This is a genomic window from Parasulfitobacter algicola (assembly GCF_013315265.1).
GTDB lineage: Bacteria > Pseudomonadota > Alphaproteobacteria > Rhodobacterales > Rhodobacteraceae > Parasulfitobacter > Parasulfitobacter algicola.
In genome coordinates, this window is record NZ_JABUFE010000012.1 from 1 (window position 1) to 22,436 (window position 22,436).

Annotated in this window: 22 protein-coding genes, 1 tRNA gene and 1 pseudogene; 6 read left to right on the top strand and 18 right to left on the bottom strand. The window is 48.3% G+C overall.

Annotated elements, in window-relative coordinates; translation table 11 throughout:
* Positions 1–150: 150 nt before the first annotated feature.
* Positions 151–738: pseudogene (locus tag HRQ87_RS16150) on the bottom strand (transposase); the annotation flags it as partial.
* Between the two features lie 100 nt (positions 739–838).
* On the opposite strand from HRQ87_RS16150, the gene HRQ87_RS16155 reads away from it, so the two are divergent.
* Positions 839–976, top strand: a complete 138-nt coding sequence (locus HRQ87_RS16155; protein WP_246252390.1) for a hypothetical protein — start codon at positions 839–841, stop codon at positions 974–976.
* Positions 977–1,102: 126 nt separating this feature from the next.
* Here HRQ87_RS16155 and HRQ87_RS16160 read toward each other — a convergent pair whose 3' ends face one another.
* From HRQ87_RS16160 to HRQ87_RS20310, 3 genes are read right to left on the bottom strand one after another with little or no spacing between them, the layout of a single operon-like run.
* A complete protein-coding gene (locus tag HRQ87_RS16160) occupies positions 1,103–1,960 on the bottom strand; it encodes a hypothetical protein (RefSeq protein ID WP_174139482.1) in 858 nt (285 codons plus the stop codon).
* Positions 1,961–2,013: 53 nt separating this feature from the next.
* Positions 2,014–2,466 (bottom strand): tyrosine-type recombinase/integrase, encoded by a 453-nt coding sequence (locus tag HRQ87_RS20305; RefSeq protein ID WP_343035350.1) that lies wholly within the window; start codon positions 2,464–2,466, stop codon positions 2,014–2,016.
* 35 nt (positions 2,467–2,501) lie between these two features.
* Positions 2,502–3,200 carry a tyrosine-type recombinase/integrase gene (locus tag HRQ87_RS20310; RefSeq protein ID WP_246252387.1) on the bottom strand — a complete coding sequence of 233 codons (699 nt, stop codon included), beginning with the start codon at positions 3,198–3,200 and terminating at the stop codon, positions 2,502–2,504.
* 389 nt (positions 3,201–3,589) lie between these two features.
* Here HRQ87_RS20310 and HRQ87_RS16170 point away from each other — a divergent pair, with 389 nt between their 5' ends.
* From HRQ87_RS16170 to HRQ87_RS16190, 5 genes are all read left to right on the top strand, one after another.
* Positions 3,590–4,747, top strand: coding sequence for a site-specific integrase (locus tag HRQ87_RS16170; RefSeq protein WP_174139483.1), 1,158 nt, complete (start codon positions 3,590–3,592; stop codon positions 4,745–4,747).
* Positions 4,748–4,870: 123 nt separating this feature from the next.
* Positions 4,871–5,572 (top strand): hypothetical protein, encoded by a 702-nt coding sequence (locus HRQ87_RS16175; RefSeq protein WP_174139484.1) that lies wholly within the window; start codon positions 4,871–4,873, stop codon positions 5,570–5,572.
* A gap of 100 nt (positions 5,573–5,672) precedes the next feature.
* Complete coding sequence (locus HRQ87_RS16180) at positions 5,673–5,897, top strand: helix-turn-helix transcriptional regulator (protein ID WP_174139485.1); 225 nt, start codon at positions 5,673–5,675, stop codon at positions 5,895–5,897.
* 142 nt (positions 5,898–6,039) lie between these two features.
* On the top strand, positions 6,040–6,258 hold the full coding sequence (locus HRQ87_RS16185; protein WP_174139486.1) for a hypothetical protein: 219 nt from the start codon (positions 6,040–6,042) through the stop codon (positions 6,256–6,258).
* Between the two features lie 100 nt (positions 6,259–6,358).
* On the top strand, positions 6,359–7,606 hold the full coding sequence (locus HRQ87_RS16190; RefSeq protein ID WP_174139487.1) for a hypothetical protein: 1,248 nt from the start codon (positions 6,359–6,361) through the stop codon (positions 7,604–7,606).
* A gap of 236 nt (positions 7,607–7,842) precedes the next feature.
* Here the strand turns inward: HRQ87_RS16190 and HRQ87_RS16195 are convergent, their stop codons facing one another.
* The 14 genes from HRQ87_RS16195 to HRQ87_RS16260 all read right to left on the bottom strand — a co-directional run bounded on the left by HRQ87_RS16195 (position 7,843) and on the right by HRQ87_RS16260 (position 22,405).
* Entirely contained in the window at positions 7,843–10,104 is a 2,262-nt protein-coding gene (locus HRQ87_RS16195; protein ID WP_174139488.1) for a hypothetical protein, read from the bottom strand.
* A 244-nt stretch (positions 10,105–10,348) separates the two neighbouring features.
* Complete coding sequence (locus HRQ87_RS16200) at positions 10,349–10,747, bottom strand: hypothetical protein (protein ID WP_174139489.1); 399 nt, start codon at positions 10,745–10,747, stop codon at positions 10,349–10,351.
* A gap of 311 nt (positions 10,748–11,058) precedes the next feature.
* Positions 11,059–11,134: transfer RNA gene (locus tag HRQ87_RS16205), tRNA-Thr, on the bottom strand.
* A gap of 139 nt (positions 11,135–11,273) precedes the next feature.
* The gene (locus HRQ87_RS16210) at positions 11,274–11,930 is read right to left on the bottom strand and encodes an ATP-binding cassette domain-containing protein (protein ID WP_174139490.1); all 657 of its coding nucleotides are present in this window, start codon (positions 11,928–11,930) and stop codon (positions 11,274–11,276) included.
* Positions 11,923–13,632, bottom strand: coding sequence for an ABC transporter permease (locus HRQ87_RS16215; protein WP_174139491.1), 1,710 nt, complete (start codon positions 13,630–13,632; stop codon positions 11,923–11,925). The genes HRQ87_RS16210 and HRQ87_RS16215 overlap by 8 nt, the downstream gene beginning before the upstream one ends.
* 9 nt (positions 13,633–13,641) lie before the next feature.
* A complete protein-coding gene (locus tag HRQ87_RS16220; RefSeq protein WP_174139492.1) occupies positions 13,642–14,844 on the bottom strand; it encodes an ABC transporter substrate-binding protein in 1,203 nt (400 codons plus the stop codon).
* Positions 14,841–15,488, bottom strand: a complete 648-nt coding sequence (locus HRQ87_RS16225) for a CDP-alcohol phosphatidyltransferase family protein (RefSeq protein ID WP_174139493.1) — start codon at positions 15,486–15,488, stop codon at positions 14,841–14,843. Before HRQ87_RS16225 ends, HRQ87_RS16220 begins: the two co-directional genes overlap by 4 nt.
* A 193-nt stretch (positions 15,489–15,681) precedes the next feature.
* Positions 15,682–16,224 carry a chemotaxis protein CheD gene (locus HRQ87_RS16230; protein WP_174139494.1) on the bottom strand — a complete coding sequence of 181 codons (543 nt, stop codon included), beginning with the start codon at positions 16,222–16,224 and terminating at the stop codon, positions 15,682–15,684.
* On the bottom strand, positions 16,221–17,252 hold the full coding sequence (locus HRQ87_RS16235; RefSeq protein ID WP_174139495.1) for a protein-glutamate methylesterase/protein-glutamine glutaminase: 1,032 nt from the start codon (positions 17,250–17,252) through the stop codon (positions 16,221–16,223). The genes HRQ87_RS16230 and HRQ87_RS16235 overlap by 4 nt, the downstream gene beginning before the upstream one ends.
* Positions 17,253–17,291: 39 nt before the next feature.
* On the bottom strand, positions 17,292–19,364 hold the full coding sequence (locus HRQ87_RS20505; protein WP_174139496.1) for a methyl-accepting chemotaxis protein: 2,073 nt from the start codon (positions 19,362–19,364) through the stop codon (positions 17,292–17,294).
* 177 nt (positions 19,365–19,541) lie between these two features.
* A complete protein-coding gene (gene modC / locus HRQ87_RS16245; protein WP_174139497.1) occupies positions 19,542–20,624 on the bottom strand; it encodes a molybdenum ABC transporter ATP-binding protein in 1,083 nt (360 codons plus the stop codon).
* Positions 20,624–21,316 (bottom strand): molybdate ABC transporter permease subunit, encoded by a 693-nt coding sequence (modB, locus tag HRQ87_RS16250; protein WP_174139498.1) that lies wholly within the window; start codon positions 21,314–21,316, stop codon positions 20,624–20,626. Before modB ends, modC begins: the two co-directional genes overlap by 1 nt.
* Positions 21,313–22,050 carry a molybdate ABC transporter substrate-binding protein gene (gene modA / locus HRQ87_RS16255; protein WP_174139499.1) on the bottom strand — a complete coding sequence of 246 codons (738 nt, stop codon included), beginning with the start codon at positions 22,048–22,050 and terminating at the stop codon, positions 21,313–21,315. The genes modB and modA overlap by 4 nt, the downstream gene beginning before the upstream one ends.
* Positions 22,043–22,405, bottom strand: a complete 363-nt coding sequence (locus tag HRQ87_RS16260; RefSeq protein ID WP_174139500.1) for a winged helix-turn-helix domain-containing protein — start codon at positions 22,403–22,405, stop codon at positions 22,043–22,045. Before HRQ87_RS16260 ends, modA begins: the two co-directional genes overlap by 8 nt.
* Positions 22,406–22,436 lie beyond the last annotated feature (31 nt).

A 22,436-nucleotide genomic window follows, 5' to 3' on the forward strand; every position in this document is an offset into this window, starting at 1 on the left:
TTTATCAGCTCCTCCATTTGGTTGCTGGCACAGTGTACCATTCGAATTGCAGAGCCAGATTACGCCATGTGGAAAAAGTCTTTGACTTGGATGCGTTTGTTTCGGGTACCGGTTTGATTTCGTTCAGATATCTAAGGCTTAGCGACCGCTTCAACCTGCGGCGGGCAGTATTGGCTTGAGCTTTGCGAGTTTCTGGAGGTTCTGGGCGGTAGCTGCAAGGGTAAACTCGTCTTGGACGCCGCCTGGGCCTCGTAATCGGAGCCGCCCCAAGCCGAGGATGCGTTTGAGATGGGCGAAAAGCATCTCGACCTTTTTTCGTCGCGCTTGAGCCTTCGGATTGAACTCTGATCCTGTGCATTGGCGAGCAAAGTCTCTGACGATCTCATATTTGTCGCGATGGACTGAACGCGTTTCAGCGTTGGGGCAGCACTTTGCCTTCAGCTCGCCTCCTGTGCAGTCTGATTTCAGGGCACGATAGTTTCTGGATTTCCAAGCTGGCGCATTCCGTTTTGGATCGGAGTAGGTCCGCCATGTATGCCGCATCTCCTTGTCGCCCGGGCAGATGTACCGGTCGTTCTCATCGTCCCATGCGAAGTCGGATCGTGAGAAGGTTCCATCAGTCCGTTCGCCCTTGTCGAAGACCGGAATGAAGGGGAGGATTTGGCGCTTCAGAGCCAGCCAGACCAGAGTGTCGGACGATCCGTAGACCGTATCTGCCGCAATCCAATCGGGCTTTATCTCAACGCCTTTGAGAAGGGCTCAGAGATGAGGGCTGGGATCGGTAAATGGCTGACCTACTACAACGCCGAACGCCCCCAACCGGATGAAGGGCCGCATGATGAACGGCTACGCCGTCTTCGCCGCGCCCATCGGTTACAAATACAAGAAGACCGGATCGCATGGAAAACTGCTGACCCGCGATGAGCCGATTGCCTCGATCATTCAGGAGGCGTTGGAAGGATATCATACATTCTAGGTCTCCAGTGCATTTAGGAACATGCAGCAAGACCAATGGTATTTTTTCAAAACTGTCTGGTAATAGGCAGGGATTAGGGAGGAATAGGCCAGCTATTCCTATGAAAAGATTGCTAATACCTCAAAATTACACAGCCTTATCGTCCCTAATTTGCTGCTCCGACTCAAATCTCTTTCTTGCAAGAACAGCCTCATTCAACAATTTAGTCAGCGTTTTGGGATCTAGACTTAAGCCGATTTTTGCTAATCCTAATGAAATATCGCTCTTAACCTCTCTGGTAACGAGAGTTTGTTCGTCAGCGTAGATTGAAGCCAAGAGGCCTAGAATTACTTTCAAGGCAGTATCGTGCTGTCGTTTGTCAACGGTAGTCAACATAGCGGGGCGATTAGGCTTTTTCGCGATACCGACTGCATCTATTAATTCAGACGGTATTTCCATTTCCTTACTCACGGCCCAACTTGTAAATACAGATGGTGTCACGCTGTTTTGTTGAGATTTTGCATTGAAGGGGGCTCGTTCAATTAACGACATTCGCTGACGGAACAGTTGAACTGTTTCGTAACGTGAATGAGGTCTATTTCGGTAATTAGGTACCTTCTCAGGGTTAAAACCCAAGCTCAAACATATTGCCTCTTCCAACGTCCAAAAATCCATTTTAGCCCAGTATTCGAAGTCAGCCTGATACACGCAAACCCCAAAACCTGCTGCATACCATGGCGGAGGATCGAATAACGAATACTTCAACGCAAAGCTACTTAGTCTTCTAGGCGTTTCTCTAAGCTCCCAAAGCTCTTCGTCGGTCATTTCGAGCAAAGCCTGCTTGGCCTTCGCTTCAAAGTCTTTACGACGAGCGGCGCTTTTCTCAAAAAATTCTGGATCGTAGGGTCCGATTCCTTGCTTAAGTTCGTAAAAGAATTCAAGTCTTGGTATGTCTAAATCCGACAGTAATCGCTCAACCGCTTCAGATCTTTTAAAAATCTCCATTCAAAACCCTCATCAAGATCAATTTCATTAGGCAAAAGCAGACCAATTTACCTTTATGATGAAGAGACTTGTTCCAAATATCCAGCCCACCAATCGGCTAAACGCACCCTCTCTTCCCAATGCTCGCCCCTTGCATAAGCGCGTCGCACTTCGTTTTTCTCAACATGGGCCAAGGCACGTTCGATAGCGTCAGGGTTCCACAAGCCACTTTCGTTGGCCAGCGTTGAGAACGAAGCGCGGAAACCGTGGGCGGTCATTTCATCACCCGCATACCCCATGCGGCGTAAAGCGGCGTTCAGGGTGTTTTCAGACATCGGACGCGTCCATGTGCGCAAGGATGGAAACAAATAGTCGCCTTTGTTGTTCATGGCGCGCAGCTGTTCTAGTAATTCAATCGCCTGATCTGGCAACGGAACAATATGGTCGCGGCGCATTTTCATTTTGGTGGCGGGGATCGACCAGACCTTTTCGGTTAGATCGAACTCTTCCCACTTAGCATTACGCACTTCCCCTGGTCTTTGAGCAAGCAAAGCTAACAATTTCAAACCGATCTAGTTGTCGCCTGTCCCTCAAAACTATCAATCTCTAGCATCAAACGACCCAGCGCTTTGGGTTCGATAATTGCGGCGCGATGAACACGGGCTGGGCGGATCAATGCGTCACGTAAGGCATAGGTTGGGTCCATCTCGGCAACGCCGCTTGCGACGGCATAGCGAAAGATCGAGCTAATGCGGGCACGCAGGCGGTGCGCGGTTTCATAGTTCCCTTTGGCCTCGACCTTGCGCAAGGTTTTCAGGATCATGGGCGCGGTGATCTCAGTTACAGGCTTGCCGCCAAAATCGCGGTTTGCCAGCTTGAGGTGATATTCTGTCTTTGACAATGTCGCCGCCGACTTTCCCTCGTTACGCTGTTTGGCGAGAAAAGCTGCACCGATTTTCTCGAAAGTCTGACCGTTGACTTCCTGCCGCAACCGCTTCTCTTCTTGTTTGGCCTCGCTAGGATCAATGCCATTCGCCAGTTGCGACTTAGCGATATCACGCGCTTGGCGCGCTTTAGCCAGTGTTACTGCAGGATAGTCGCCGATTACCAGCAACCGTTCTTTGCCATCAATGCGATATTTGAAACGCCAGGACTTCGATCCGCTAACCTTCACCAAAATGAATAACCCTTGAAAGTCACTAACTTTATAGGCCTTATCCGTCGATTTTAAATTTCGAATCTTGATATCACTTAGGGGCATGGTGGGGGTACGCAGTTTTTCCAATTTGCATCGTACCCCCAAAAATACCCCCAATATGGGGGGGTACGCTGCTGGACGTCACAAAACAGCACTGGACAAACGATCTTTATAAAGACCTTGTAAACATGGTTCAATCAGATGTCACTGGATAAATTTAGATGGTAAAATGGTGCCCCCACACGGACTCGAACCGCGGACTTACTGATTACAAACCGACTTTTGGGCATTTCTCTGTATTTCGCTCAACATCGCCTATCGACCATAAATACCTGAATTATAACATTAATTCTTGACCTACCGCCCGCTCACGTTTCATCAGTTACGCTATGAAACGCTGCATGATGCTTCCGATATGCTTCCGGATTTGCATTATTCGAATGGAATTACAGATGCCGAAACTGACAAAACGACTGGTTGATAGTCTAACGCCTGAACTGAAAGAGCGCATCATCTGGGATGATGAATTAGGCGGTTTCGGGCTTAGGATTTATCCAACTGGTCGCAAAGTTTATATCGTTCAGTACCGTGCCAACGGTCGAACGCGTCGCAAGAACCTCGGACAGCACGGTGTTCTAACCGCTGACGAAGCTCGTAAAGATGCAAAGTTGATCCAAGCTGATGTTGCACGTGGTGCGGATCCCTCTGCGGATCGTAAGGCGCGTTTACGCAGTCCAACGATTAAAGAATTGGGAAAACGGTTTATGACCGACCACGTTGAATTGTATTGCAAGCCGACAACGCAGTATGATTATCGCAATCTGTTAGACAAAGTGGTCAATCCAATTTTAGGATCGATCCAAGTTTCCGAGATTACATTTGAGGATATCGCCACGTTTCATCTCAAAAGACAGTCGACACCGTATCAAGCCAATCGCGGCGTTATGATGTTGTCAAAGATGTTGAACTTGGCTGAGGATTGGAGTCTGCGCCCAATCAACTCAAATCCCACTCGCAGGATTAAGAAATATCCTGAATTGCAAAAGAAACGCTATCTAAATGATGTTGAGCAAGAACGCCTTGGCGCGGTCTTGGGCCAAATGCTTCAAGACGCAGAAATCAGCCGCTATGTCTTTGCCGCTTTCTACCTGTTGTTATTAACGGGTTGTCGATTGAGTGAAATCCAAAAGCTGAAATGGGATTACGTGACGCCTACGCATCTGGAATTACCCGACAGTAAAACAGGGCGTCGCCGTATTCCGCTGCCTCGTGAAGCGTGTCAACTTTTGCAGTCTTTAGAACGCCGTGAAGACAATCCTTATGTGATATTAGGCGACCATGGTGAAAGCCATTACAACGACTTGCAGAAACCTTGGCGTAAAGCGCGAACTAGGGCAGAGCTAACAGATGTCAGATTGCATGATTTGCGTCATACATATGCGTCGGTCGCCGTTACAAACGGAATTGATCCGTTTATGCTGAAGGAAATTTTGGGGCATAAAAACCTATCCACGACGCTGCGCTATGCGCATTTATCTGATGATGCAGTACAAAAAGCTGCAGGCCAAATTGCGAATAGACTGGCAAATAGGCTTGGTTCTATTGGCTAGTTATGATGATTGTATTGAAGATTTATGCCAACAGACCATGATGGAAAATAGATATATTTCCTGTTGTCTCGATATAAAGGTCAAAACTGATGGCACGATTGATGACAAATTGGATAAATTGGTATGAAGCGACAACAAAACACTTCTTCAGAATATTCAATAGAAACGTTGGATGCCGTTCGAGATCGATTAACGGACGAATTGCTGAAAAAGCTCTGCAAATTAAATGATTTAACGATCATTCCTGAGACGTCGAAGAACCGTTTAGCCAAGGTCATATGGCGATTTAAGCGTGATTCAAAGCTTATAGGCAATTATAATCCAAATCCGCAGAGAAAAGAATTCCAGAACCTTCACAAATCAACGGAGAAGTTCTTGAATGCATTAGATAAACTGACATGTGAAAATCGATCTCAGATTGATTCTGAAATCCTAAATCGACCTCCATTTAACTCTCGTTTCTATTTTCCAGAGCAAATGGATTATTGGAATGCGAATGAGAATTCTGTCCAAAAAACCAAAAACCTGATCAAGATGATATCCTGGGCAGCCGAACGGGTATCAAAAGGGATAGAAAAAGAGTTGTCATATGGTAAGCGAACAAAAAATACTCACCTAGATTATTTTTTGATGGAGTTGGCCGACATCTTTGAAGAATGGGCTGAAGAAAAAGCATCCACACAATGCTATTATAGTGCAAAAATCGATGGTTACAGTGGTCGATACTTTAGATTTGTCGTTCTGATTCTAGATAATTTTGCACCAAAAAGTTATCATAGCCATACGGCATTGGGTAAGAGAATTATCCGTGTTTTAAGGGTATAACCGCATAAGGACATGCTATCATCAAAAACGAAAATAGCTGTCCTTTGAAGTAGTGGATTTTACGCCTCATTTAGTCAGAAGACCAACAGAGGGAAAATTCATGCACTCACCATCAAATAATAGAATTGACCATGATCGTTTACTCAACGAACGTGAAGCAGCATCCATTCTTTGCTACTCCGTTCGCGCCCTTCAGAACTGGCGGCATCGTGGCGGTGGGCCCGACTTCATAAAGGTATCAGCGAGGTCTGTGCGTTACCGGCGCGCTGATCTGGACAAGTGGATCGCCGACCGGACGGTGTCAAACACCTCACAAACCATCTGACATTCAGTTTTGCCTTAGAGGGCTTAGCAGCACCTTTGAGGATTTTGGGGCCGTAAGGTCTTAAACAGGGCGTGAGATCAAACGCGAACTCGCGCCCTTTCTATGTCTGCTGCCCATCGACATCGAAAGGAACTTAATCACGATGAATACACCTGCGCATAAGATCAGACTTGGCCTGATTACAGCAACAATCTGGGACAACAACGGCTTTCATTCCGTTGATCTGGCCCGGTCTTACAAGGATCAGAACTGCGACTGGCAAAGCACAACCAGCTTTTCTCAGACCGATCTTTTGAACGTCGCCAAATGCGCCGAGCGCGCAGAAATCTGGATTGCGAGACAAACCAATGCAAACAAATAACCACCAACCCTCACGACCCCAAAACCCAAGCTGCCCCGCCGGAGGCACAATTGCAGCTCTTAGTAGCCAACCAGAATCCGAAAGCAGCGGTCAAAGGGGGGTGATTGTAGCACCCCCCTCTGGAAATACATCAGAACCAAATGACTTGACCGTGCTGCACAAGGGTTTTGATACCTTGGCTCTGGCTGTCAAAGCCAATATTCCAAATAATCTGTTCGATTACTTGGAAACCGAACGCAATATTGCTGAGCAAGATCGACGCGACGTATTGGTGTCTTATAATGGAATTGATCTTCTTTTAGCCCCACATGGTGGAAACGGATACCGTTTCATCGCCCGAGGTGGCAACGATGGGGCCACGTGGTTTTTCAAAAAGCCGAATGTCAAAGACCCATGGGGCATCCGACTGTCGTTCGGGTCGTTCTTTATGGCAACACACGGTCTAGGTGCCGCCAAGGCGCATGTCGATCACGTATTAGATCGTCTTGGCATTCGGTTTGTGCCAAATGACATCAGCATATCTAGGGCAGATTTCTGCGTTGATGTATTGGCCCCCTCTTTCGAATTGAACCCTGATCACTTTGTTATGCACAGTGCCGCGGGACGGCGGGATCATGTTACGAGCGATGATGTCGTGGCGCACGGCAAATCGGGCCGCGTCACATCTGTCACCATCGGTGGATCACAGAACAGACAGGTCATTATATATGATAAACGCGCCGAGGTGATTGCACACAAGAAGTCATACTGGTGGGCTATCTGGAACCATACATTACGTAAAAATAGTGAAATATCGTCCCCCTATGTAACATTACATAAACCGCTCAGCCCCGATCCTAACTCTGCGGGTGAAAATCGAGTTTGGCGGGTGGAATTTCGTGCTGGGAAAGATTTACTTAAAGATCGTTGGGGCATTCGGACATGGACGCAGTTTTTTGATCAATTCGGTGACCTATGCCGCGAATCCGGCGAAGTTGTACGGTATACCGAACCGTTGCCGTCCGATCCAAACCGTGCACGTTGGCCAAATCATCCGTTGTGGGAAACCGTCTGTGCCGAGATGAATGATGACCTAACAGAACTGCGTAGCGGCGCAGACCCCAACCCGATAAAGGAAGTTCATCGCGAGGAACATATCGGACTGCTTTTCCGTAATTTGTTAGGCAGCAGCATTACCTTAGCAGCTTTATCAAATGCAAAGACGGAAGAACTAAGTACAGTATTTCAACGGCTATCTGCAGATATGACTTCGGAAGTCACCGCCAATCCGGAACGCGCAGCGAAACAGCTACAAAATGCAAAAGATAGATATGTGTTTATAAGGAGATCGGACGAGGTTGAAGGTTAATTCAAAACAAAACCGCCCTACATAGTGTGAATCGGTTTTGATTTTGATACATTTCGGCGGCGAAAGCGGAAGTTCGCGGCGGGTGCATTGCAGATGCTCGAACACGACGATATCGGACAATGGCAGGTAATACTCCGCATTCACATTCCGCGCAGTCGTTCGCCGTTCCAGTTCAACGTTCGGCCCGGACTTGACGTCGAGAAAGCCTACCTGCCTTCAATGAGCGTCGAATGCGGTCAACCCTGCGAGATCAGCAGAGCGCTTTCAAACGCCTTCCCCCAATCTTCGGTGCAACGCCCGAAAACCACACACTGCGTGAGATTGTCCGCTTCAATCGCTTCGGTGGCCAGTTGTGCCATAATCTTGCGATGCTCGCCACGCAGCTTCTGAGGAAACAGATAGAACATAATCGTTGCTTTTCGCGTCTCTGGCGGTTTGATCAACATGGTGGACGTATGTTTGGGGTCTCGATAATTCTTCTGCACAAAGCGCCGAAGCTTCATGAGGCTTCGCTCGATTGCTCTCTGCTCCGCTGGGTCTGCACATGCAAGAAGGTGGAAACCGAGTAACGTCCAACCGGGTTGCTTAACCTTTGCAAGACGCGCGACGATGTCGCGAAACAGGGGGCGAAGGTTCATTTTCGGCTTTGGTCGTCTTATGCCCGCCGAGATGGCCTCGTGGTAAACGTCGATGGTTGAGGACATACCGGTCACAGCGAACGTGTCAGCCTCCCCAACCAGTGCAGAGAGATTGAAGGCAGAATCCAAGTATAGACCGAGGAAATCGAGCTCATCGCCCAACAAGTTAAACGACTTCTGAACGTATGCTCGTTCGCCGAGGTAGTGTAGGAAGAGGATCGGATTATCGAGAATTTCTGAGACGCAGTGCAGGTCGGATATCAGAATGCTAGGCGCTACCAGATGATCTGATGGCACCCATCCGATTTTCTTGAAATCCTGTTCCGATGAACTGAGAACAGAAAGATCATAGAGCGATACAGAGAGCCGGATTACTCGATCAGCCTTCTGCGCATCAATGCCGTTCTTGGATAATAAACTTGCAGCATCTTCGTCGCCGCCTCGCGCGGCGTTGATCAGTTCTTCCAACCGATGAGACTGAATTGATGGGCTCAGCACCAAGTCACGCACGTGCCGTTTCACACGGTCCGGTGCGCCGCGCAACCCACTTGCGGTAAGATGGTGCGACTTGGCTTCTGCAATCACGACCACACGGTCAATCACAACAACAAGGTCGTTTTCGAACTGCTGACCATCCTTTTTCCATTTGAATGAAGGGTATATGTCGGCATCAGGTAGTGCATCCCGGAAAACGTCTTCAAGTTTCTGCTCGAGAAAACCCGAGCGACGCTCTTCCAACGCCTTTGCCAACCCTGCTTCACGAGCGAGACGTTCCATTATTCTGTGAATGTGACTGAACGCAGCCTGCGGCAGTGGCACTAGGAAATGATCACCTAGGGAAATCACAGGCTTTTCCCAAACTGGATTGTCCAGAAACAGAAACTCCGGTTTGGTCTCTTCGAGTGCGCCTGGTTCAAACGAAAGCGTGCCCAAGATAGCGGACACCACTTCCTCTGGTTTTCCTGCAGAATTTGCGACGCCTTCCAATGTGAAGAGTGCAGTGTCGAGCAGGCGAAGGTCGAGATGTGCCATTAGCATTCCCGACATCTGTTCGCACGTGAGATCGGTTGGAAGTCCAGCGAGCATTTCTTCGGCACTGCCGACGAGGTTCGGCACCAGCTTGTAGTAACGTTCAACAAGCCCTGCTGCGGTCTTGCCGCGTAGAACCTTCCCCAGAAGATCCATGTGCGCCGCTACTCTTTCTTCAAATTCACGTTGAAGTACTGAAAGCGTGTCGATGAGGTCCGTGGCGCTGAAACCGTGCGCGGCTACCAGCTTTTCGTCGAGCGGCCAGTATAGTTCACGCGATGTTTGGACAACCTGTTCATAGTAACCCCAGTTACGCACTGTGTGGGTGTGCATACGGATACGTTCTTGCAGAGACAGCGCCGTGAGTTCCTGCTCGTTGCTGGACTTGCTTTCGCCATCTAGGATGCGCTGCATGAAGAACGTGTCTGACAGCTTTGGCATAGTGTCGAACAGCACTTGCATATTGTCAGGCGTTATAGGTTCGTCCCCCCATTCGTTTGGAGGCAGCGAAAGTACATGCGCATGAAGCAATTCGCAGTGATGCTGCAGGATTCCGGGTAGAGCTTCTGTTTGTTGGCCGTTGTTCGATACGAATCCGGACGATCCATAACAACAAAACGCCGCTAGTGCTTGTGGCGGTGAAATACGGCCTAGCGTACCTTTTATGGTCTCAAGTAACGCGGGGTATTCCTTAACTGCGGCATGCGCGGCCTGAAGCATCGCCTCTTTGAATTCACCATGCTTTTCAGGATCGATTCCGAAATTTTCGAATTTCAGGGGGCTGTCTGCTACTCTAGCAGGGACCGGTTCAGGTGTTTTCCTTTTTGTCATGCCTAACAGTAGACGGTTCAAGCGGATTTTTGAAAGAGGCGATCCGAAGGTTCACATGCTAAACTCGCCGCTTATGTGCTAATTGGCAACCCTACCGATCAGCATCGCTCACCCTTGGATTTGCATTTGCAGCGAATGACCGCAAAGCGGGCTGCGACCGCAGCATCTCAAGTGGATGGCCAATGTCTCTTATGGGCCGACTGCGCAGCATGTGACGGGCCGAGCATAGTTCAGAAAAATCGTATCAATCCGTTTCACCTTGTTCAGATATTTTCTTGGCTCTGGCTGCCGCACTTCGTTTACCTAGTTCAGACATTGCTTGTCGGATAAGTTCTCGTCTTTCGTCTTCTGACCTAGTTTCAGATGTATGTTCAGGATCATAATTTTGTCGTTCAAGAATAGCATTGCTAACGGTTGACAGTTCGCTGCTCGATATGGCGTCAACTGTTGCAGTCTCATTTTCTAACGGTTTGGACAGTTTATCGAGTTTTGTTTTTGGCTTTTGATCAACTTCACTGTCGTCGTCATCTTTCAAAAGACTGTATATACCTAGGCTGATAACACCGATGCCAATCGTTGCGGCAACAGTTGGATTTGCGATTACGGGTAACAGTAGCCCTAGTCCTGATGCTTTGATGTTCATTTTTACCTCCTGTTGATGCTATATTCATTTGAACCGTTGATTGGCTAATTTTACCGTATCTCAACGGTTAAATTTGGAGATATTTTCTAACATTGGGGAACTTGGATTTCGTAGAACAATTTACGACTGAACGCTGATCGAATTCATTTTTGTGCGACTGGCGAAATGCAGCGCGTTGGTCAATCGAATCTGTTGCGAAGCGGTCACATCACAAACAGCTTAGATAACTGCTTCCGATATGCTTCCGGATTTTTTATAATAATTCTTACCGTTCGCGAACCAGCGTTAAGTGATTGATTTATAAGGATAAATGGTGCCCCCACACGGACTCGAACCGCGGACCTACTGATTACAAATCAGTTGCTCTACCAGCTGAGCTATAGGGGCGTGGCGTGCGGAATAGAACGAAGTCTTTTTCAACGCAAGCCCTTTTGAGGTATTTTAATCGTTTTTCTAAACATTGTCAGTACTATCCTGTTCAAGTCAGAAATATTATTACAAAATAGCACTATATCAGCCACTTTTTTTAGTTCGGTTTCCCAAATTCCAACAAGTGGATACATTCGCCGCCCGCTGCATCTGCATCTGCCTGATCGTGGGTCACCATCAATGTGGGCAGGTCTCTTTTTCGTGCATATTCGAAAACCAGATTACGCACCTGTCCGCGTAATTTTGTATCAAGTCGCGCAAAAGCTTCGTCCAGCAAAAGCGCACAAGGGTTGGACAAAAGCATCCGCATCAAGGCAACCCGCGCCTTTTGGCCACCTGATAAAGTCTCAGGGTCGCGGTTCGCAAATCCCTCAAGGTTGATTTCTGTCAGGGCGGCTTCGATGTGCATGCGCCTAACTGCGCGTCCCTTGATATCCGCGTGCAAGCCAAAAGAAAGGTTTTCCCCGACAGACATATGTGGAAACAACAGATCATCTTGGAACAGAATGCCGACGCGGCGCTTATTGGTGGGCAGATGTGTTATATCATGACCATCAAGAACAATGCGGCCTTTCGCATCAAAGCCAGGTGGTAAGTTACCGATTACATAGGATAAAAGCGTAGATTTTCCCACACCGGACGGACCCATTATTGTAAGCACTTCACCAGGTGCGATGTGCGTATTTATCGAAATCAACGTATTTTGACCGTTCCTGATTTCAACATTTTCAAGCGTTAGTCCTTGATCACCCATGCCGAAGTGCCTTTCGGTTGCGCCACAAAAAGGCTGGTAGCAAAATCGCAATTAAAAATGGCAGTAACGCAGCCGTTGTTTGTGCCAAGCCATAGACGCCAATGACCCTTCGGTCGCCACCTGCAGCCAAGGCGACGGCTTCGGTTGTCAGGGTTTGCAGTCGCCCTCCTCCGATCAGAAGTGTGGGCAGATACTGCCCCACTGATACCGCAAAACCCACTGCCATGGCGGTTAGAACGGGTGCCAGCAGCATCGGTAACCTGATCCGCCACAGGACCCGATCAGGACCCGCACCCAAAGCGGATGCTGTCGTCGCATATCGTGTGTCCCAGCTTCGGAACGGATCACCAAGTGAAAGGAAGACATAGGGCAAAACAAAAACAAGATGTGTCAGAATGACGGGTAAGCGCCCCGTATCGGCCCCCGTCGTTAACAAAAGAGTTTGCAGACCTGGTAAAAATGCGGTTTGCGGGACCATCAGCGGCAAATAAAGAATTAATAGACTGCGCCGCGTGATCCGTAGATTGTATCGGTATTCTGCCTCAAGACAGCCGATTGTCAGGAAAACCGCAATCAGGGTGGACGCAAAAGCGATGATCATCGTTTCAAATGCCGCATCTGACAAACCAGCTCCACTGCGCGCCCAGCTACGCAAACTTAGATTATCAGGTAAAATATCAGGATAGCTCCAGAAACCGGCGAAAGACCAAAGAACCAGACCGGCAAGGCCCAAAATTATGCTTGCCGCAGTTATAACCCCTGCGGTAAAGCCAACAGTACGAAGGGTTTTGTCCAATAATTGCCGTCTGCCCCGGACGATCCAACGTCGCCCCGCAAATGCAACAAACAACTCACCCATCCGCCACACCAGCATGGCGGCGATTACCAACAGAAACTGCGCCAGTGCGCCCGCTGCAGCCTGCAATCGAAACGATAAGTCGGGATCATTCATCCATTTTATAATTTGCACTGATAAAGTGGGCGGCGTGTTCGGCCCCAGAATAATGGCCACATCCACCACCGACATGGAATAGGCTAAAACCACATAGACAGGTAAACGGATTTGTGAATAGATTGATGGAAAAACCGTTTTTAGCCAACCTGTTACACGGCCATACCCCAAAGCCTGCGCAACAATTTGACGTCTTGTTCCATTACTTTGGCTTAGCGCAGCCAACACCATCAGCAATAAAAAGGGAACCTCTTTCGCGATCAGCCCTGCGGTCATCGCCAGACCATAGGGATCCTGTACGATCAACACATCAGGCGGTCTGTCCCATCCGGTTAGCCAAGGCGAAAGCAGGCGCGCAATCCATCCCGATGGCATGATCAGAAAGGCAAACCCAAAAGCCGCTGCGGCATGGGGCACAGATAATAACGGCGACAACAGGCGTTCAAGAATGCGAAAAGACTTGGTGCCCACCCAACCTGCCGTGATCAACGTCACAATCCCAAGCGATATCGCTGTTGCCAAAAAGCCTGTTGTGACGCTTAGGCGCACAGCATCATATAAACCGGGCCAAGCCATAAGACTGCGAAACACATCAAGGGAAAGATCGCGCGTTCCCAGTGCAGGCATGTAACCGAATGCGGGTGCCACAGTGCCTGCCAACCCAGCCAAAAGTGGCCCAAGCATCGCAAAAAGTGTCAGATAAGGAAGCCACGCAAACCTAAAGCGTTCCGTCTGGTGGCGCCCGTTCATGACATGATCCTATTCGGAAACGCCGTATTTTTTGATCCAATCTGCCTCGATCCTGGTCATCCAGCTAGGATGCGGTTCAGCTTGAACAGTGCCAAGTTCGGCAGGTGTCAAAGTGGCTATTCCCAATTCAAGCGCATCGAATTTGGCCCTGTCTTCTGTTGATAAGACGGCCATATTCAAAACCGTATTATAACCCAGAATACTTGGATCCTGCGCGCGTACCTGCGCCTCTGGCGACATTAGAAAGTTTGCCACAACCATAGCCCCCGCTTTTGAGCCTGAATTATAAGGGATTGCCACAAAACTAGCGTTGCCCAGTGTGCCTTTTTCCAGAACAAATGTGCGTGCGGTGTCAGGCAGTTGGAAATTCGCAATCGCCGTTGATGCCTCATTCGGGCTAAAGGATATAGCCAGGTCAATCTCACCATCTGTGATCAATTGCAATTGACGCGGTCCAGTTTGAGGATAGGCCCGCCCTTGTCGCCAAAGTGTCGGGGTCAGTTCATCAAGAAAAGACCAAAGTGGCGCAGTGACCGCATCATAATTTGCGTCATCCACCGGATTTTGCAACACACTAGGATCCTCTGACAGATCAATCAGTGCTTGCTTCAAAAAGGTAGACCCCAGAAAATCAGGGGGCTGCGGGAACGTAAATCGTCCAGGGTTCGATTTTGACCAGTCCAAAATTTCAGTCATGCTGCCAAGCGGCTCAGACAGACGCGCGGTGTCATGAATAAAAACAACCTGTGCCATAGCCCAAGGGGCCTCAAATCCTTCGGTCGGAACTGTAAAATCAGTTTGAACGGTTTTACCTGCAACATCGACAAACTGCCAATTTGGTAACTGTTCTGCAAAAGGACCAAACAGCAAATCTGCCTGTTTCATTGAATTGAAATTCGCGCCGTTGATCCAGATCATATCAATCGCGCCATCTTCATCTTTGCCCGCAGTTTTTTCGGCCAAAACACGGCTGACAGCATCGGCGGTATCGGACAATTTCACGTGTTCCAAAGTCACGCCAAAGTCTTCTGATACACGCTCGCCAACCCACATGATGAAATCATTTGTCGCGGTTGATCCGCCCCAGGCGTTCCAATAGACAGTTTGGCCCTGCGCTTCTGCCAAGACCGTATCCCAATCTGACGGTTCTGGGTCTGCAGCGGCAGGTATCGCAAACGCGAAAAACGCGGCGGCTAAAAAGGGTACTCTCATTTCAGATCCTCTGACTGATTTTGCGTCATAGTGACGTCATTGGGAAACACCTTGCGGGCCAAAAATATTCGCGAACACGCTGTGATAAAGCATAATGTTCCAAAGACCCAAGCCAGTATCGCAAAGTTTGTAGGGAAAAGGCATAAGATAACAAAAAATACAATTGTTTCAGTACCTTCCAAAAGACCACCTGTAAAATATAATGATTTGGTACCGCGGGCCTTTGTCACCATTTTCTTTTTTTCGGCCAAGATTGCGAAGCCTAAGAAACTAGTTCCATTAAAGTAAAAACTGGTCAGCAAATATGCCCCCGCAGCACCATTTTGCGCAGGATCAAACCAGACAAAGGCCATTGGGATCGCCCCGTAAAACAAAAAATCCGCAGCAATATCCAGATATCCGCCAAAATCAGTTTTTTGCGTCGCCCGTGCAATAGCGCCATCCAGGCCATCCGCAATGCGACTAAGTAAAAGGGGGACCAATGCCAAGGCAAACCAACCCACAGTGATAAATGCCGCAGCCAAAAGCCCCAGAAAAAGCCCAATGATTGTGACGGCATTTGCCGTTATACCGATCATCGCAAGCTTACGGCCCAAGGTATTCAAAACTGGATCAATAATTACACGCGCCTTAGCATCAAGCATACGAATTCCCAGCCTCCTGTCAGATGCTTGTGTACCGAGTGCTGCAAAAATGCAATTTAGCTAACGGCTTTGTGACAGTTCAGGGTGAAATGTAATGTTTCTACTTTGCTTGAAACCATGCGCCATCTGAAAATTAGGGCGTTAATTAACTTATTAATGTATGCCGATCATCGCAATTTTAAAACAAACCAGGTCAAAACAGTTCAAGATCGCCGCCAGCAGCCATCGGTTTCGGCGCTGCGGATGCAACAATTGGATCAGCTGATTTAACAAAACGCTGGCGTACCCGCCCTGTTGTTGGCCAAAATTGCAAACGTCTTGCGCGATCTCCTCCAAGACTTTCTGCCAGACATGGTATATTTTCCTGTGTCAAAAACTTCATTGCAAAAACACCATTCTGCATCCCGATCTCCGAAAGGCCCTTTACCATTCTGGCCCCACCAAAGACCTTAGCCTGCAAATTTCGCTTGGTTGCGCCCTTTTTAATAAGCGCATTCACCAAAAGTTCCATCGCGTGCACATCGTTTATTTCCCAATTTGTTTTATTTTTTTGGTGATCGGGTAATAGCATGTGGTTCATACCCCCAAATTTCAAAACAGAATCCCACATACACACCGATACACAAGATCCCAAGGTCGTCGAAAACATGACATTGGGATCATGACTTACTTCATAATCACCTTGCGAAAGATGTTTAACGACTGTTTGATCCATGTGAAATTCGGTTGTAGTCATTTTGTTGTTATCTCACTTCTTGACCGGGTCGCGGCCATTAGAAAGTCTGCGGTTTTGTTCAGCTCTACCGTTTTGACAACTGCACCGATATCGCATGCCGCCTTTGGCATTCCGTACACGACGCAAGTTCCTTCGTCTTGTGCGATGGTTTGTGCGCCGGCATTGCGCATGGCTTTCATGCCATCTGCACCATCGCGCCCCATACCGGTTAACAAAACACCGATAGATTTTTTTCCAAGCCCAACGGCCGATTTGAACATGACATCGACAGAGGGGCTATAAAGGGCGTTTGGTTCGCCGTTGATAATTTTGCAGTGCAATCCACGTTTTTGATCCAGAACAAGATCATACTTTCCACCTGGGGCCAGATAGACCTGACCCGGAGTAATTTCCTGTCCGTCTTCAGCAACTTGAACACCAGGGGCAAACATCCGATCAAGACGTTGCGCCAAACTTTCAATAAAACCACTCGGCATATGTTGCGAGATTAATATAGGGGGGCAGTCTTCTGGCATCGTTGACAAAACAGTTTCAATCGCACCAACGCCCCCAGTTGAAGCACCGAGAAAAACGGTTTTGCCATTCCAAATCCAATCACTTTTCGCAGCTTTTGGTGTATTATTGTTAAGAGTGCGTGTTTGAGCATTTGCTGCGATATAAAGCCGGTCAGGCAGTGTCTTTAACTCATCATTCATAAAGGCACTGGGTTTTCCAATACAATCGACAGCACCAAGACTAAGGGCTTCCAGAGCGCGCTGGCTGCCTTTTTCAGTTTGACTGGACACCATCAGAACCGGCATCGGGCGCAGCTTCATGAGTCGTTTCAAAAACTCAAGCCCGTTCATTTTGGGCATCTCGATATCAAGTGTCAGTACATCTGGATTCAGTCTTTTGATAGCAGCCCTCGCTTCGTCTGCAGTCGCAGCTTCGCCAACGACCGAAAACCGCCGGTCTCGCATTAAGTTTGTTCTTATCAAACTACGTGCTGTCGCTGAATCGTCGACGATAAGGACGCGAACTAGTTGCATATCAACCTCAGGAATATTTTTGAAACAGGATAGATAAGATCAGAAATCTTGCCAATCGTCGTCGTCATCCATGGGAAGTTCTGACAAAGCTGCATTACCGTCAAACGCCATTGTTTTTCTAGCCACCACAGGCTTTGGTTCAACTTTCGGCGGGGTGGAAAGTTGAACAGGTTTGATCGTCTTTGCGCCCGTCTGGAATTTCGAAACTGTGCGCTTTAGCTCTTCTGCGCCTTTGGTCAATGCATGGCTTGCCGCTGTTGTTTCTTCAAACATTGCTACATTTTGTTGGGTCACTTGATCCAACTGATTGACGGCTGTATTTATCTCGTCCAGGCCACTGGATTGTTCCTGAGAAGATACCGCAATTTCGGAAACCTGGGTCGCCACATCAGAAATTGAGCCGACCATTTGTCGAAGCGCTTCACCTGTTTCACCGACAAGATCAACACCACGATTGACGTGATCACGACTGGTTGTAATTAACTGATTAATCTCGCGCGCAGCGTCTGATGATCTTTGGGCTAAGGCACGTACTTCTGATGCAACAACGGCAAAACCTCTGCCTGCCTCACCTGCGCGCGCAGCTTCCACGCCGGCATTCAAAGCCAATAGATTGGTTTGAAATGCAATCTCATCAATTACGTCGGTAATCTTTGCAATTTCGCCCGATGAATTCTGAATTTCACCCATCGCAGAAATGGTCTCTTGCACAATACCACTGCTGGCTTCAGCACTGGCTTTTGCATCCACAACAATGCTGTTTGCCCTTGCGGCACCATCCGCCGCGGATTTCACGGATGATGTCATTTGATCCAATGCAACTGCGGTTTGTTCCAATGTTGCAGCTTGACGTTCAGTTCTTTGCGACAAATCTTCGGCAGAGGCGCTGATTTCAGCGGCCTCATGACGAATACCATCAGCATTTTCCAAAAAGCCATTCATAGCATCCGATAAGTTTCGTGCAGTCATGTTGAAATCTTGCCGCAGCTCATCATAGTCAACTGCAAACGGCTGCCCGATATCAACTGCAAGATTGCCAGCTGACAGCTTTTTAAGCCCAGTGCGCAAAGCGTCGAGCGCATTACTTTGTGCTTCAATAACTGTTTTTTGTATTTCAAGCTTTTCATCAGACTGCGATGTCATGTCAGTAATATCCGAACCGATGAAAATTATGGCTTCAACGGCACCATTCGAAGCATGCTGTACTGAAAATGAACCAGCAATATGGTGCGTACTGACATTGTCAGAAACGGAAAATACGTCCGAAACATCGCGGCTTTCATAAAGGCGTTCCGAAATATCATAATTTGCATGAATCGGCGTCAACAGCTGCGATAGGGTCATGCCAACCAAAACGTCCTGCGCTTGGGCGGTGATCGTGAGAAAAGCATCATTTCCATGTATGAACTGGCCATTCGCGTCAAATTCGGCGCAAATGAAGTTTCTATTCACGGCTTCAAGCTGCTGTCCGTCTTTTTGAGATTTACTGATTTCTTCAAGCTGAATAATCCAACCATTCTTATCATTCGATAATAAAACAAGTTCAAAAGACGCATTATCAGTGTGATATACAGTATATTGTGTTTCAGATTTTGACTGATCGCAAATCTCATCCCAATCAAGCGCTTTCTCAGCGATATCTTTAAACGATTGCCCAATCAGATCATTAAAGTCTGCGATAACAAATGCACTGTCATACTTTTGCAAAATTTCTAAAGCTGCTTGATTTATTCTTGTAATTGCAAAATTCGGATCAATGGAAATAAACGCCTGAGTGGACTTTTCAAATCCGGTGTCTGTAACTTGCAGTCTTTCCAATTCGGCGTCTTGCTGTTTCAGTAAAGCTTTGATTTCTGAAAACGATTCTTCAACGGTGTGGCTTAATTCCATTCCTTGCGTTTTTTGAATTCCAGCTGCAATATTATTCAATTTTTTCAACTCTTTACGCTGCGAAACAGCATAAAGAGCAGTGCTGATAAAAAGCATGATGACTACAAAAACCACAGCAGCAACAGAGCCAAACTGGTTTTGCCCAACAAATGTCGCCCCAACGATTGTGATAGCCAAGCCCATCCAATACCAAACCAGGTTTATCTTTTTGAAAACACTCATCAATCGTTCTCCAAAGTTCGTCAGTGCAAGTTAAGTTTTCATGTAAATCACAAAGCGCCCGCAACCAGCAGACGCAATAATCACATGTCTTGGTGACCACGTTTGAAGCCAAGGCATGAAAAATCCTTTAAGCCTTGCGTTCAAAAAACTGCCCAGAAGCAACTAATTCTTAAAATTTTACCGACGCCCCGCCCGCCCCGTGGCTGTTATCGCGGTCGATTTGAATGTTGCGTAACACTGCGATCCAACCGAGAAACCAAGAGAAGACAGTGACCGTTTCGTCAGACGAGCGATTAGCCGTATGTCATTGCATCGCACGGCCACAGCAACACCGGGGCCATCACCCATATGGATATCTTCGATCACGCCCTGCAAATTGTTCAACGCGCTGGTGCCCAACATAGGCTTGTTTGATAGTATAATGTCACTTGCCTTGATCTGAAGCCGTTGAAACGTTCCGATTACGGCATCAATCCTGGGCACGAAAAGGGATCCTGCATCGGTTGCTAGCTCAGTCAGGCCATCGATATGATGTCTAACGATCTTTGCGATTAAAACCGATCCCCCCTGGTGCAAGCCAAAATACGGCAGCAGGGCCGGATCAGACATAAGATCTTCGGTTCGCCCTTGCGCCAGACAAACACCATCGTTGATCAGTACAAGCATATCGGCCAGTCGCGTAATCTCAGACACATCATGGCTGACATAAAGAATGGGTAGGTTCAGATCATCACGCATTTTTTCAATATATGGCAGAATACTATCGCGGCGATTACGATCCAGCGCAGACAAGGGTTCATCCAACAGCAATAATTTCGGCGCCGACAGCAGGGCACGACCAATTGCAACACGCTGCTTTTCACCGCCTGATAATCCTTTAGGACGACGGTCCAAAAATGCGGCCAACCCAAGAAGATCGACAATGTGGTCAAAATCCAGCGATGGGACACGACCAAATTTGGTGGAATACAGTAAATTTTTCCTGACCGACATATGGGGGAACAGCCTGGAGTCCTGAAAAACATATCCAATCTGGCGGTTCTGAGTGGATATGTTTATAGTCTTTGCGCTGTCAAACAGCCGGGTATCCCGCAAATCAATGCGACCTGCGTCCGGGCGTATCAACCCCGCGATTGCATCAATCAGGGTGGTTTTACCAGAACCAGATGGTCCAAAAACAGCTGTAATCCCGACAGGTGCTGCAAAAGCCGTTTGCAACTGAAAACTACCGCGCCGTAAAGAAATGTCGACATCCAACATCAGCCAGAAATCCTTTTGGCTAAATATCGCGCGATCCCTTCGCTTAGAATGACCGCCACCAAAGCGATCGTTGCTGATATACCGACCAGCCAATACACAATCGGTTCAGATCCGGGAACCTGCAGAAATGCGTAAATGGCCGATGGAACTGTCTGCGTCTGTCCTGGGATGCTAGCGACAAATGTGATCGTGGCACCGAACTCTCCCATAGCTTTGGCGAATGTCAAAACGGTACCCGCCAAAAGTCCAGGCGTGATCAGCGGTAATGTGATCGTGGTAAATGCACCGATTTTTGAGGCCCCCAATGTGGCGGCCGCTTGTTCAAGATTTTGATCGACCGCTTCAATCGAAAGTCGTATGGACCGCACCATCAAAGGAAACGCCATGATCGTGGCTGCCAAAACGGCACCCGTCCAATGAAAGGCAAAAACAATGCCGATCTGTTCCAAAGCGCTGCCGACAAAGCCGGTCGGACCAAAGACAATCAGCAAGAAATAGCCCGTCACAACGGGCGGTAAAACCAGTGGCAAATGCACAATGCCATTGATCAGCCCTTTGCCCCAAAACGACCATCTGGCTAAGGCATAGGCGACGAATATACCAATCGGCAGGCTGACCAAAGTGGACCAAAAGGCAACCCTGAGAGAAAGCATAAGGGCCTGCAAAGCCTCGGGCGGCAACGGGCTATTCATGGCAACAGAATGAACCCTTGATCTGCGAAATGTTGTTGCGCAAGGGGTGAGGATAAAAAATCAAAAAACCCACGCGCTGAGGGTGTAGCTTTTATCGTCAAGGCAACAGGATAGCGGATCGGCGGATGACTGTCGGGCGGGAGTCGAGCAATCACATCGACACGCGGTTCCGCATTTGCATCGGTCGCATAGACCAATCCGACAGGCACCGCACCACGTGCAACAAGTGCTAATGCGGTCCGTACATTCTCTGTTTCGGCCAATTGATCTTTGACATCATGCCATATTCCAAGAGCTTCCAGCGATGCACGGCCATATTGCCCGGCAGGCACTGCATTCGTGATCGGGATGATGAACCTGCCCTGCCCCAACCTTTCGCGCAGCTCTGCCCCGTTCAAGGTGCTTAACGGTTCCGCAGGCGTAGGTGCGATTAGAACAAGAGAGTTTCCAAGCAAATCCCGACGACTGCCAACGTCAATCATTTCCTTTTCTTGCAGATAATCCATCCACTCAGGGTTGGCCGATATGAAAATTTGCGCAGGCGCGCCCAGACTGATCTGGCGGGCCATGGCAGAACTGCTGCCATATGAGATAACGACGTTGTTGTCCGGCCAGTCCTGAACAACCTGATCCAGCGCTGTTTTTAGGCTAGCCGCTGCAAAGACAACAATATCGTCCTGCGACATGGCCTGTGATGAAAAGGCAAGCCATATGACGCAAATGAACCTAATCATGCGCGCCCTTTGCGCATAAATCTTCAAGCGCATGAATATCATCTTGGGCGGCAGACCAGGCTTTTTGATGCAGTGCGATGTAATGTGCGATAACCTGGTGGCCCAGATCGGTCAGGCGCGCCCCGCCACCTTTGGCCCCGCCGCGGCTGCTTTCAACCACGGGCGCAGAAAACAGCGCATTCATCGTTTCGACCAGCATCCAGGCACGCTTATAGCTCATTCCCATTTCCCGACCAGCCGCCGAAATTGATCCTTTTTTCTCAATATGCTGCAGCAAATCTACCTTGCCGGGTCCAATCATACCACTGTCGCCAAACACGATACGAAGCCGTAATTGCTTGTGTGGATCTGGCATCAAATTGCTTTCGTTATTTCCCCTCAAACAT